This is a genomic window from Burkholderia anthina (genome assembly GCF_001547525.1).
GTDB classification, from domain to species: Bacteria; Pseudomonadota; Gammaproteobacteria; order Burkholderiales; family Burkholderiaceae; genus Burkholderia; species Burkholderia semiarida.
In genome coordinates, this window is the sequence record NZ_CM003768.1 from 521,279 (window position 1) to 533,862 (window position 12,584).

13 protein-coding genes are annotated in these 12,584 nt (G+C 68.2%); 12 read left to right on the plus strand and 1 reads right to left on the minus strand.

Features of this window, described 5'->3' with window-relative positions; all coding sequences use genetic code 11:
* Positions 1 to 200: 200 nt before the first annotated feature.
* From WS64_RS02445 to groL, 11 genes are all read left to right on the plus strand, one after another.
* On the plus strand, positions 201 to 980 hold the full coding sequence (locus tag WS64_RS02445; RefSeq protein WP_059642012.1) for an ABC transporter substrate-binding protein: 780 nt from the start codon (positions 201 to 203) through the stop codon (positions 978 to 980).
* A 67-nt stretch (positions 981 to 1,047) separates the two neighbouring features.
* Positions 1,048 to 2,292 carry an NAD(P)/FAD-dependent oxidoreductase gene (locus WS64_RS02450; protein WP_060965641.1) on the plus strand — a complete coding sequence of 415 codons (1,245 nt, stop codon included), beginning with the start codon at positions 1,048 to 1,050 and terminating at the stop codon, positions 2,290 to 2,292.
* Positions 2,293 to 2,801: 509 nt separating this feature from the next.
* Positions 2,802 to 5,051 (plus strand): beta strand repeat-containing protein, encoded by a 2,250-nt coding sequence (locus WS64_RS02455; protein ID WP_060965642.1) that lies wholly within the window; start codon positions 2,802 to 2,804, stop codon positions 5,049 to 5,051.
* 328 nt (positions 5,052 to 5,379) lie between these two features.
* Entirely contained in the window at positions 5,380 to 5,739 is a 360-nt protein-coding gene (locus WS64_RS02460; protein ID WP_060965643.1) for a COG4315 family predicted lipoprotein, read from the plus strand.
* A gap of 27 nt (positions 5,740 to 5,766) precedes the next feature.
* Positions 5,767 to 6,282: a sigma-70 family RNA polymerase sigma factor gene (locus tag WS64_RS02465; protein WP_059642002.1), complete on the plus strand. Its 516-nt coding sequence runs from the start codon at positions 5,767 to 5,769 to the stop codon at positions 6,280 to 6,282.
* A complete protein-coding gene (locus WS64_RS02470; protein ID WP_060965644.1) occupies positions 6,279 to 7,061 on the plus strand; it encodes an anti-sigma factor family protein in 783 nt (260 codons plus the stop codon). Before WS64_RS02465 ends, WS64_RS02470 begins: the two co-directional genes overlap by 4 nt.
* 26 nt (positions 7,062 to 7,087) lie before the next feature.
* Positions 7,088 to 7,510, plus strand: coding sequence for a cupredoxin domain-containing protein (locus WS64_RS02475; RefSeq protein ID WP_060966878.1), 423 nt, complete (start codon positions 7,088 to 7,090; stop codon positions 7,508 to 7,510).
* Positions 7,507 to 8,139, plus strand: a complete 633-nt coding sequence (locus WS64_RS02480) for a LolA family protein (RefSeq protein ID WP_059641996.1) — start codon at positions 7,507 to 7,509, stop codon at positions 8,137 to 8,139. The genes WS64_RS02475 and WS64_RS02480 overlap by 4 nt, the downstream gene beginning before the upstream one ends.
* A gap of 44 nt (positions 8,140 to 8,183) precedes the next feature.
* Positions 8,184 to 8,699 carry an SRPBCC family protein gene (locus WS64_RS02485; protein ID WP_060965645.1) on the plus strand — a complete coding sequence of 172 codons (516 nt, stop codon included), beginning with the start codon at positions 8,184 to 8,186 and terminating at the stop codon, positions 8,697 to 8,699.
* Between the two features lie 392 nt (positions 8,700 to 9,091).
* A complete protein-coding gene (groES, locus tag WS64_RS02490) occupies positions 9,092 to 9,385 on the plus strand; it encodes a co-chaperone GroES (RefSeq protein ID WP_011351136.1) in 294 nt (97 codons plus the stop codon).
* Between the two features lie 46 nt (positions 9,386 to 9,431).
* Entirely contained in the window at positions 9,432 to 11,072 is a 1,641-nt protein-coding gene (gene groL / locus WS64_RS02495; protein ID WP_006485462.1) for a chaperonin GroEL, read from the plus strand.
* 147 nt (positions 11,073 to 11,219) lie between these two features.
* Here the strand turns inward: groL and WS64_RS02500 are convergent, their stop codons facing one another.
* On the minus strand, positions 11,220 to 12,086 hold the full coding sequence (locus WS64_RS02500; RefSeq protein ID WP_059574212.1) for a hydroxymethylpyrimidine/phosphomethylpyrimidine kinase: 867 nt from the start codon (positions 12,084 to 12,086) through the stop codon (positions 11,220 to 11,222).
* 256 nt (positions 12,087 to 12,342) lie between these two features.
* Between WS64_RS02500 and WS64_RS02505 the strand changes: the two genes are divergently transcribed.
* Positions 12,343 to 12,513 (plus strand): rubredoxin, encoded by a 171-nt coding sequence (locus tag WS64_RS02505; protein ID WP_004186709.1) that lies wholly within the window; start codon positions 12,343 to 12,345, stop codon positions 12,511 to 12,513.
* Positions 12,514 to 12,584: the final 71 nt, after the last annotated feature.

The following is a 12,584-nucleotide window of genomic DNA, read 5'->3' on the forward strand; positions in this document are numbered from 1 at the left end:
GAAAGAAATTTCGATATGGAGGACCGAAGCCGCATCCTCGTATCCCCTATAGTCCATAGTAGACTTTGAGTCTATATTTCGCATGCAGGACCTGCCACGTCGCCATGCGGCGGCGGCCTGCACTCGAATGCCGACCCGCCGCCCACCGAGGGCGTCGGGCGACCGATCTTCATCGCCTCAATCCGGAACGGAAGACCGTCATGAACTGGAAGCTTTCCCTCTGCGCCGCTGCGGCGCTCGCGTGCGCGGCCGTCACGGCCCATGCGGAACAAACCACGTTGCGCTTCGGGATCGAAGCCGCCTATCCGCCGTTCGAGAGCAAGACGCCGGCCGGTCAGTTGCAGGGGTTCGACGTCGACGTCGGCAACGCGGTGTGCGCGAAGCTGAACATGAAGTGCGTGTGGGTCGAGAATGCGTTCGACGGGCTGATCCCGGCGCTGCAGGCGCGCAAGTTCGACGCGATCAACTCGGCGATGAACATCACCGCGAAGCGCAAGCAAAGCATCGATTTCACGCCGGCGATCTACGTGGTGCCGATCGTGATGGTCGCGAAGCGCGGTGCGCCGTTGAAGCCCGACGTCGCGAGCCTGCGCGGCAAGCACGTCGGCGTGCTGCAGGGCTCGTCGCAGGAGGATTTTCTGAAGGCGCACTGGGCCAATGCGGGCGTGGCCGTCGTGTCCTACCAGGAGCAGGACCAGATCTACGCCGATCTCGTCGCGGGGCGTCTCGACGCGGCCGTGCAGGAAGCGCAGACCGCGCAGGACGGGTTCCTCGACAAGCCGGCCGGCCGCGACTACCAGATCGTCGGCGAGCCGCTGAAGGATCCGGCGACGCTCGGCGAAGGCACGGGCTTCGGGATGCGCAAGAACGACAAGGCGCTGCAGGCGAAGATCGTCGGCGCGCTCGATGCGCTGAAAAAGGACGGCACGCTGAGCGCGCTGTCGCAGAAGTACTTCAAGCGCGACATCATCGCGAAGTAAGCGCCGCCGCGCGCCGGCCGCGGGGCCGGCGCAACGCGCATCCCATCTCGACGCAGTGCGGGGAACCATGGATTTCGACGTCATCGTTCTGGGGGCCGGCATCGTCGGCGTGTCGTCGGCGCTGCATCTGCAGGATCGCGGGCTGCGCGTCGCGCTCGTCGACCGGCGCGCGCCCGGCGAGGAAACCAGCCACGGCAATGCGGGGCTGATCGAGCGCTCGTCGGTCGTGCCGTATGCGTTTCCGCGCCAGCTCGGCACGCTGCTGCGCTATGCGCGCAACCGCTCGGTCGATCTCTATTGGGACTACCGCGCACTGCCCGCGTACGCGGGCTGGCTCGCCTGCTTCTGGCGCGAATCGTCGCCGCGGCGGCTCGCGGCCGCCGCGAGCGACCTGCTGCCGCTCGTCGCGGCGAGCGTCGTCGAGCACGATGCGCTCCTCGCGCGTACCGACGCGCAGCCGCTCGTGCACGACGGCGGGTGGATCGAGGCGTTCCGTTCGCCCGCGCTGTTCGACGAGCAAGCGCGCGCGCAGCAGCGCGTGGCGGCCGCGCACGGGCTGCGGATGACCGTGCTCGATGCGCATGCGCTGCGGGCGCGCGAGCCGGGTATCGGCGACGCATTCTGCGGCGCATTCCACTGGCAGGATCCGAAGACCGTATCGAGCCCGGGCGGGCTGACCAAGGCGTATGCGCGGCTGTTCGTGCGCGACGGCGGCACGTTCGTGCGCGGCGACGCGACGACGCTCGTGCAGGTGGATGGCGGCTGGCAGGTCCGGTCCGAACACGGGCCGATCTCGGCACGCTCGGCCGTGGTCGCGCTCGGGCCGTGGTCCGATCATGTGTTCGCGCCGCTCGGCTACCGGATTCCGCTGCGCGCGAAGCGCGGCTATCACATGCATTACCGGCCAACGCGCACGCCGTTGAACGTGCCCGTGTGCGACACCGAGGCCGGTTTCGTCGTCGCGCCGATGGAGGGTGGCCGCCTGCGGCTCACGACGGGCGTCGAGATCGCGCCGCGCGATGCGCCGCCGACCGGCGTGCAACTCGCGCGCGCCGAACCGCTGGCGCGCGACGCGTTCGGCATCGGCGAGCGGCTCGATCCGCAACCGTGGCTCGGGATGCGGCCATGCACGCCCGACATGCGTCCGGTGATCGGGCCGGCGCCGCGCCACCGTCATTTGTGGTTCGCGTTCGGCCATTGCCATCACGGGCTCACGCTGGGGCCCGCGACCGGCCGCCTGCTCGCCGAGATGATGACGGGCGCGCCGACCTATATCGATCCTCATCCGTATCGGCCCGCCCGGTTCGGCTGAACCTGCGGCGCGCGGATGCGGTTTCGGTCGTCGGCACACGCCGGCGGCCGTGCGCTTGCTTCACAGTTTTTCGTTCTGCTGTCCGGCTCGTCGAAATCCGCGCAATTGGAAATGATCTGCGTAATCGACAAGAAAGAAAATTTCGCGACAAAAGAAAATAAGCAAATTCGCGATTGGTCAATGCATTTTCATATTGCCGAAATGCGTAATGGGCGGCCCGTCGTAACGGAATAGGGCTGCATCGCCGCCGCGTGTTCCGGCCTTGGCGGAATGTACCGGTACACGTCACCACGAGGCTCGCAAACGTTACGTTACATCCTCGCTCCGATCGCGCTTTTCATCAGACTATTGTGGCGTCGCGACGCGTGAATTCGTCAGAAATCAATTAAAAAAGCGTTATTGCCGGCCAATAAGCAGACGAATCGATCCGGTTTTTGTATTGGCACGCTTCGTGCAATCCGTCCCCATGCTTTGTCAACGTAGTGCCAACCGAGATGGGGAAAATAACGATGGGACAGAATTTTAAATTGACGGGTGTGGCGCTGTCGGTCGCGACGGTGTTCGGGGTGCTGGCTTCGGGGTCCGCGATGGCCGCGGCGCTCGATGCGCTGCCGATCCCGCAAGTGATCGTCAATCCGCCGACGAACAGCGTGTCGGTCGGGTTGGGCGCGACGGGGACGTCGCCGCTGGGTTCGGTCACCGTGACGGCGGGTGGGTCGGGCGCGATCCAGACGTCGCTCGGCGAGCCGGGGCAAGTGCTGTCGGGCGCCGTGGGGGCGGTGACGGGGGCACTGGGTAATGTCGGCGGCGGCACGAATCCGCTGGCGCCGGTGCAGGGCGTGGTGAATCAGGTGACGGGCGCGCTCGGTGGCGGTAACCCGGCAGGCGCGCTGAGCGGTGCCGTGGGTACGGTGACGGGCGCACTCGGCGGCATCGGTGGCGGCAACCCGGCCGGCGCACTGACCGGCGCGCTGAACACGGCAACCGGCACGCTGAGCAACGCGCTCGGCACGGCAACGGGTGCGCTGGGCGGTGTCGGCGGTGGCGCGAATCCGCTGGCGCCGGTGCAGGGCGTGGTGAATCAGGTAACGGGCGCGCTCGGTGGCGGTAACCCGACAGGCGCGCTCAGCGGTGCCGTGGGTACGGTGACGGGCGCACTCGGCGGCATCGGCGGCGGCAACCCGGCCGGCGCATTGACCGGCGCCCTGGGCACGGTGACGGGCGCACTGGGCGGCGCTGGCGGCGGCAACCCGGCCGGCGCGTTGACCGGTGCCCTGGGCACGGTGACGGGCGCACTGGGCGGCGTTGGCGGCGGCAATCCGGCCAGCGCATTGACGGGCGCCCTGGGCACGGTAACCGGTGCACTGGGCGGCGTTGGCGGCGGCAATCCTGCAGGCGCGTTGACCGGCGCCCTGGGTACGGTAACCGGTGCACTGGGCGGCGTTGGCGGCGGCAATCCCGCCGGCGCGCTGACCGGCGCCCTCGGCACCGTAACCGGCACACTGGGCAACCTCGGCGGCGGCGCGAACCCGATCACCCCGATCCAGAACGTCGTGAACCAGGTCACCGGCACGCTAGGCAGCGGCAACCCGGCCGGCGCATTGAGCAACGCGGTCAACACGATCACCGGCACGCTCGGCAACGTCGGCGGCGCAGGGAGCCCGCTCGCGCCGGTGCAAGGCGCCGTCACGCAACTCGCCGGCACGCTCGGCAGTGGCGATCCTGCCGGTGCGCTGACGAACGCGCTGAACTCCGTGACGGGCGCGCTCAGCGGTGCGAACCCGCTGGCGCCGGTGCAGGGCGTCGTGAACCAGGTCGTCGGCACGCTGTCGGGTGCAGGCGGCGGCAGCCCGATCACGCCGATCACGAACCTCGTCAACGGTCTGCAGAACGCATTGCCGGGCGGCAACCCGGCCGGCGCGCTGACCGGCGCCCTCGGCTCGGTGACGGGCGCGCTCGGCAGCCTCGGCGGCGCGAACCCGCTGGCGCCGGTGCAAGGCGTCGTGAACCAGGTCGTCGGCACACTCGGCGGCAGCAATCCGGCCGGCACGCTGAGCAACGCGGTCGGGACGGCCACCGGCGCACTCGGCAACGCGGTCGGCTCGGCAGCGGGCGCGCTCGGCGCGCTGGGCGGTACGAACCCGCTGGCGCCGGTGCAAGGTGTCGTGAACCAGGTCGTGGGCACGCTCGGCAGCGGCAATCCGGCCGGCGCACTGACGGGCGCGCTGAACTCGGTGACGGGCGCCCTCGGCAACCTCGGCGGCTCCAACCCGCTCGCGCCGGTGCAAGGCGTCGTGAACCAGGTGGTCGGCACGCTGTCCGGCGCTGCCGGCAACAACCCGATCGCGCCGATCACGAGCCTCGTGAGCGGCCTGACGGGTGGCGGCAACCCGGCGGGCGCCCTGACTGGTGCGCTCGGTTCGGTGACGGGCGCACTCGCGTCCGGCCCCGCGGCGCTCGGCCAGGCGGCCGGCGCGCTGTCGGGTGCGGCCGGTTCGACGGCAGCGGCAGGCGGCAGCCTGCTCGGCTCGGGCGCGAACGCGGCCGGCGGCACGGCCGGCGCGGTCGGTTCGCTGCTGACGGTGGGGGCCAATTCGACCGCGACGGTCGTCAATGCGGTCGGCACGTCGGTGGGTACGGCGCTCGGTTCCGCGCCGAGTCTGTCGGTGACGCCGCATTCGGGCAACAGCTCGCCGAACAACCCGCTCGCACCGGTGACGACGCTGCTCCAGTCGCTGACCGGCGCATTGCCGAGGTAACCGGCCGAAACCGCCCGACGGCGCCGCATCGGCCGTCGGGCGAGACGGCCGCTCAATACGGGCCGTGCAATACCGGCGATGCAGTACCGGTCGCCCAACGCGGCATGACAGCGATGTCATGCCGCGTTGTCATTTCGGGCTTCCCGCGTTCTTTCGTCGCATGAACGATCGCGGCTGCCGGTCGCGGCGCCGCATGGAATAACGGGCCGTCGCCGTCCGTTTACATACCGAGTTCCGGCACCGCCGGCCGGCGGGATAATGATCGCGACGAAGCCGATCGTCCCGTCTGGCCGCATCGTGTCGCGACACGACGCCAAGGAGAACGGGAATGAAACGGATGCTCTTCGCTGCCGCGCTGACGGCGGCGATCGTGCGGCCGTCGGCCGCGGAACCGCCCCAGGCCGGCGACGGGAAACTCGTCGACGAAGCCCACATGACGCTGTACGTGTTCGACCGCGATGCGCCGGGCAAGAGCATGTGCGACGGCGCGTGTGCGGCCAACTGGCCGCCCGCGGTCGCCGACGCATACGACAAGCCGTCGGGTGCGCTGAGCGTCGTCGCTCGCGTCGACGGCACAAAGCAATGGGCGTACCGCGGCCGTCCGCTGTATCGCTGGAAGATGGACCGCAAGGCTGGCGACGCCGGCGGCGACGGGATTGGCGGCATGTGGCACGTCGCGCGGCCGTGACCGCGCGGCGACGCGCGAGGCGCCCCGATGAGCTATGAATCGGACCTGCTGGTGTGGCTGCCGCATCTCACGCGCTATGCGCGTGCGCTGACGGGCGAGCGCGCGTGGGCCGACGATCTCGTGCAGGACACGCTCGAGCGTGCGCTGAACCGGCCGCCGCGCGACGGCGGCAACCTGCGCGCGTGGCTGCTGACGCTGCTGCGGCACCGCTTCATCGACCAGTTGCGCGCGCGGCACGAGATCGCCGTGGACGACGCGACGGCGCCGTGGCAGACGATGGCCGCGCCCGTTGGCGAAGTCGGCGGGCTGGAACTGCGCGACGTGCAGCGCGCGCTGTATCGGCTGCCGGTCGAGCAGCGCGAGGTGCTGCTGCTGGTCGCGCTCGAGGAGCTGAGCTATCGCGATGCCGCGCAGGTGCTCGGCGTGCCGGTGGGCACGGTGATGTCGCGGCTCGCGCGGGCACGCGCACAGATGCGCGCGTTGCTGACCGACGCGCCGGCGGCGTACGGCACGGCCACGTTACGGGTGATCGGGAAGCCATGATGGACGATCCGCGCAAGCCTTCGAACCGGCAGGACGACGACGCGTCGGCGCAACTGCTGTCCGCGTTGCTGGATGGCGAACTGTCCGGGCACGAGCGGCGCGAGATGCTCGAGCGCCTGCAGTCCGATCCGCAGGAAGCCGAACGATTCGCGCATTACCGTGCGCAGCGCGATGCGCTGAAGGCGTTGTTTCCGTTGCCGGGCGCCGCGCCCGCATTGTTCGTGCAGCGCCGCGCGTCGCGCTGGCGCGCCGCCGCGCACGCGTGCGCGGGGCTGGCGGCCGGGCTGCTGATCGGTGTCGCGCTGCATGCGGGCTGGGCGGCATTCGGCCGCGAACCGGCGTTCGCCGCGCGCGCCGATGCCGCGTACGCGGTGTACGCGGCCGATCGCGAGCATCCTGTGGAAGTCGGTGCGGCCGATCCCACGCGTCTCGCCGCATGGCTGTCGGCGCGCGTCGGCCGGCCGGTGCGCGCACCGTCGCTCGACGAATACGGTTACGCGCTGCTGGGCGGCCGGTTGCTGCCCGGCGACGCGGGGCCGGCCGCACAGCTGATGTACCAGCGCGCGGACGGCGCGCGCGTGACGCTGTACATGACCGCATACGATGCGCGGCGCCTCGCGCCGCAGGCGCTGTCGGCGGACGGCCGCTACACGTATTTCTGGTCGGATCGCGGCATGGGTTATGCGCTGTCCGGCCGTGGCGACGAACGGCGTCTGCGCGAACTGGCGATCGACGCATGCGCAGCGCTGGGCGGGCCGGCCGATGCGTGGAAGGGATGACGCGCGGCGCCCGCGGGGAGCAGGCGATGAAGACGACGATGATGAAGGAGCTCGTGCTGGCGGCGTGCCTCGCGGGCACGATGCTTGCGCGAGCGCGGGGAAATGCGCCCGTGCGCGTGCCGGTCGATGCCGACGGCGTACAGCGTGTGACGATCGTCGGCGGCAGCTATTTTTTCCGGCCGAATCACGTGATCGTCCGCGCGAACCTGCCGGTGGAGCTGACGGTGTCGGCCGAGCCCGGCGTGGTGCCGCACAGCTTCGAGATCGACGCGCCGCCGCAGGCGGGCATCGCAGTGCATACCGAACTCGGCACGACGCCGAGGACGTTCCGTTTCACGCCGCAGCAGCCGGGTCGATTCGCCTACTATTGCACGCACCGGCTGCTGTTTTTCAGCAGCCATCGCGAGCGCGGGATGGAAGGCGTGCTCGACGTCGAGGCGGCGCCGTGATCGCCGCGTTGCTGGCCGCGAGCCTGATAGGAGCGAGCATGACCGCCGATCCCGTGACCGTCGCGCAGGCGCATTTCGACCACGTCCGCTCGTACCGCGCGACGATCCGCTCGTCGGCGCGCGACGGCGAGCACACCGAAATCCGTTACGCGTACCTGAAACCGGGCTTTGTCCGGATGGATTTCGTGTCGCCGCATCGCGGCGCGGTGCTCGCGTACGATCCCGGCGACGGCAAGGTGCGGCTGCGCCCGTTCGGCACGCATGCGCCGCCCGCGCTGACGCTGTCGCCGTCCAATCCGCTCGTGCGCGACCGCAGCGGCCACCGGGTCGACCGTTCGGACGTCGGCGAACTGCTGCGCAGCGTGCATGCGCTGCAGCAGGGCGGCGCGACGGTGACCGAAGGCGAGGAAACCATCGGCGGCCGGCGCGCGCTGCGCGTGCTGGTCACGGGCGCGCCCGCGCATGCGATCGACGGCGTGCATCGCTATCGGTTATGGCTCGACATCGACGACGGTTTTCCGCTGAAGGTGGTCAGCTACGCCGGCGACGACGATGTGCCGCTCGAAACCGTGACGCTCGACGACGTGGAGATCGACGTCGCGTTTCCCGAGCGTTTCTTCGCGCCCTGACGGCGCGCCGATCCGCGTTCCTGACGCGCAATGCTGGAGGCTGCATGGCGGAGTACCGGTTCTCGACGACCTGGCGGGTGGCCGCGCCGCTCGCGGCGGTCTGGGACGCGATCTACCAGGTCGACCGCTGGCCCGACTGGTGGAAGGGTGCCGTGCGCACCGTCGAGCTCGAACCGGGCGACGCGCGCGGCGTCGGCGCGCTGCACCGGTATACGTGGAAGGGCGCGCTGCCGTACCGGCTGACCTTCGACATGCGCGTGCGTCGCGTCGAGCGGCCGCATGCACTGGAAGGCCATGCGAGCGGCGCGATCGAGGGCGACGGCCGCTGGTCGTTCGCCGCCGACGGCGCGCGCACCGTCGTGCGCTACGACTGGCACATCCGTACGCACCTGCGCTGGATGAACTGGCTCGAGCCGCTCGCGCGACCGCTGTTCCGGTGGAATCACGACGTCGTGATGCGCGAAGGCGCGAAGGGGCTCGCGCGGCGGCTGGGCGCGACCGTCGAAACGGACGGCCGGACCTTCCGGCCGCTGTCGGGCGCGGATTGCGCCGACGCGTGAGGATCGGCCCGGCGACGCCGGCGAACGAACGTGCCGCGGCGGATGAAATTGGCGCCCGCACGTTTTTTTCGATGCGATGTCGGCGGCCTCGGGAACTCCGGGCTTACCCGGTGTCCAAACGGGGCTGGATGGAATTCGCGGGCCTCGCCGGCCCGCCCGTCGGGTCGGTTTCGATCGTCATGGCTTTGTTTTGAAAGGGTTTTTTGTTGTTTTCAGTCGTTTTCCCGCCGCGTCGCCGCCTCGAAAATTCCTCCGGTTTCCCTTCTTGAATTTGTCAAAACCCGTCCATATAATTAGCACTCGCTGCACGAGAGTGCTAACAATTCTCTGCCGGGCGATGAGCCGGGCAGTTCCCTAAGCGTTCTTCAATCTCAGTCAAGAGAGGAGTGAATATGAACCTTCGTCCTTTGCACGATCGCGTGATCGTCAAGCGCCTGGATCAGGAAACCAAGACCGCCTCGGGCATCGTGATCCCCGACGCCGCTGCTGAAAAGCCGGATCAGGGCGAAGTCCTGGCCGTCGGCCCGGGCAAGCGCGACGACAAGGGCGCCCCGATCGCGCTCGACGTGAAGGTCGGCGATCGTGTTCTGTTCGGCAAGTACGCAGGCCAGACCGTGAAGGTCGACGGCAACGAACTGCTGGTCATGCGCGAAGAAGACATCATGGCCGTGGTCAACGCCAAGTAAGCGTCCTCCGACGGTACATATTCCCAAGAATTCAAGGAGTTAGAAGATGGCAGCTAAAGACGTCGTATTCGGCGATTCCGCCCGTTCGAAGATGGTCGAAGGCGTGAACATTCTCGCCAACGCAGTCAAGGTCACGCTGGGTCCGAAGGGCCGCAACGTCGTGCTCGAGCGCAGCTTCGGCGGCCCGACGGTCACCAAGGACGGTGTGTCGGTCGCGAAGGAAATCGAGCTGAAGGACAAGCTCCAGAACATGGGCGCGCAGATGGTCAAGGAAGTCGCTTCCAAGACCAGCGACAACGCAGGCGACGGCACGACGACGGCAACCGTCCTCGCGCAATCGATCGTCCGCGAAGGCATGAAGTACGTCGCATCGGGCATGAACCCGATGGACCTGAAGCGCGGCATCGACAAGGCAGTCGCGGCGGCTGTCGAAGAGCTGAAGAAGATCAGCAAGCCGTGCACGACCAACAAGGAAATCGCCCAGGTCGGCTCGATCTCGGCGAACAGCGATTCGTCGATCGGCGATCGCATCGCTGAAGCGATGGACAAGGTCGGCAAGGAAGGCGTCATCACCGTCGAAGACGGCAAGTCGCTCGCCGACGAGCTGGACGTCGTCGAAGGCATGCAGTTCGACCGCGGCTACCTGTCGCCGTACTTCATCAACAACCCGGACAAGCAAGTCGCCGTCCTCGACAACCCGTTCGTGCTGCTGCACGACAAGAAGGTGTCGAACATCCGTGATCTGCTGCCGGTGCTCGAGCAAGTCGCGAAGGCTGGCCGTCCGCTGCTGATCATCGCAGAAGACGTCGAAGGCGAGGCACTGGCCACGCTGGTCGTCAACAACATCCGCGGCATCCTGAAGACGGTTGCGGTCAAGGCGCCGGGCTTCGGCGATCGTCGCAAGGCGATGCTGGAAGACATCGCGATCCTGACCGGCGGTCAAGTCATCGCGGAAGAAACCGGCCTGACGCTCGAGAAGGCAACGCTGGCAGAACTGGGCCAGGCGAAGCGCATCGAAGTGGGCAAGGAAAACACGACGATCATCGACGGCGCAGGCGAAGCTGCAAGCATCGAAGCACGCGTGAAGCAAGTGCGCGCGCAGATCGAAGAAGCGACGTCGGACTACGACCGTGAAAAGCTGCAAGAGCGCGTGGCCAAGCTGGCAGGCGGCGTGGCAGTGATCAAGGTTGGTGCTGCGACCGAAGTCGAAATGAAGGAAAAGAAGGCACGTGTCGAAGACGCACTGCACGCTACCCGCGCAGCTGTGGAAGAAGGCATCGTGGCAGGCGGCGGCGTTGCGCTGATCCGCGCACGCACCGCGATCGCAGGCCTGACCGGCGCGAACGCCGACCAGAACGCGGGCATCAAGATCGTGCTGCGCGCGATGGAAGAGCCGCTGCGCCAGATCGTCACGAACGGTGGCGAAGAAGCCAGCGTCGTGGTGGCGGCAGTTGCTGCAGGCAAGGGCAACTACGGCTACAACGCAGCAACGGGCGAGTACGTCGACATGGTTGAAGCCGGCGTCGTCGACCCGACCAAGGTCACGCGCACCGCGCTGCAGAACGCAGCTTCGGTTGCAGGCCTGCTGCTGACGACGGACGCTGCTGTCGCGGAACTGCCGAAGGAAGACGCACCGATGCCGGGCGGCATGCCGGGCGGCATGGGCGGCATGGGCATGGACATGTAATCGACTTCGGTCGACGATGTCCGGAGCGCGCAGCGATGCGTGTTCCAGCCAAAAGAAAAGACCCGCAGCGATGCGGGTCTTTTTTTATTTGCACGTGGAATTCGGCGCGCCGTTCGCGGCGGCGGGATCGGCTGGCCGCGTCGCCGCTCAATGCCGATGCGACGTCCTCGGCGCCGAATCGGCCTTCACTGCCGGCGGCGTGTCCGACTCGTCGTTGCTGCGCGCCCAGAAGAACCGGTCGGGCAGGTACGCACCCATGCCGGGCCGGAACGCGTCGCGCACGGCCTGGTACAGATATTCCTGCGCCTCGCGCACCGCTTCGGGCGGCTCCTGGCCGTTCGCGAGCAGCGCCGCGATGGCCGCGCCGAGCGTATCGGTGATGCCCATCAGCCGGTGCGGCGAGCGATCCCACATGTCTTCACGAAGCTGGCCTTCCTCGCCGTACAGCGTATTGACGAGCCGGTGCGAACCCGTTTCCGACGACAGGATGTATTCGCAGCCCTGCGACAGCAGGTGCGACACGGCCGCGTCGAGATTCGGCGCCTCGGCATCGCCATCCGGCTGCGCGAGCGCGATCAGCGTCGCGTGGTCGGCGACCAGCAGCGTGGTTTGCGGCGCCAGCAGATCGGCAATCGATTCGCGCAGGTCGTCGGCCGCGAGCACGTGTTCGTCGTCGAGCGTGAAATCGGGCGCGAGCACGAGCGGCACACCGTCGTAGTCGGCGACGACTTCGGCGATCGCGCTGACGACTTCCGCGCGCGTGGCCGCGCCGATCTTGAACGCGGCAACCGGCATGTCTTCGAGCAGCATGCGCGCCTGCGCGGCGACGACGTCGGGGTCGAGGCCGGTCACCTCGTCGCAGGCGGCCGAGTCGCGCACGGTATAGCCGGTCAGGACGGACACGCCGTGACAGCCCATGCTCGCCAGGGTCATCAGATCGGCTTGGAGGCCGGAGCCGCCGGTGGGATCGGACAGGCCGAAGGTGAGGACGATCGGAGGGGCGTTGCTGGACATGTAAAAATGGGGCAAGAGAAAAACGGACAAGCGACGGACGTGCGGACGGCGAGGCGGATGGGCTTTGTTCGGCCCCGTGTTGCCCGGCAGGCCGCACTTTTTAGCCATTATGCGGTGGAATCCGGCCGGTACGACGGATTTTTTAGCGCGGCGCAACGTAGTTGCCGTCCTCCAGCGCGATTGCTAGGCAGTCCGGCCCCGACACGGTACCATCATGGCTCCCGAATTTACCGACTTTTCCCCGACGCGGCTTAAGATGGAATACAAGAGCTGGATGTGCCTGATTTGTGGCTGGATTTACGACGAAGAAGCCGGGCTGCCGGAAGAGGGCATTGCCCCGGGCACGCGCTGGGAAGACGTCCCGATCAACTGGACGTGCCCTGAATGCGGCGCCCGCAAGGAAGACTTCGAGATGGTCCAGATCTGACCGGACCGCTGGCCCACGAGCACTCCGCTCAGGCCTCGCACCGGCCCGGCGCTCGCGCCGCGGCACGCGCG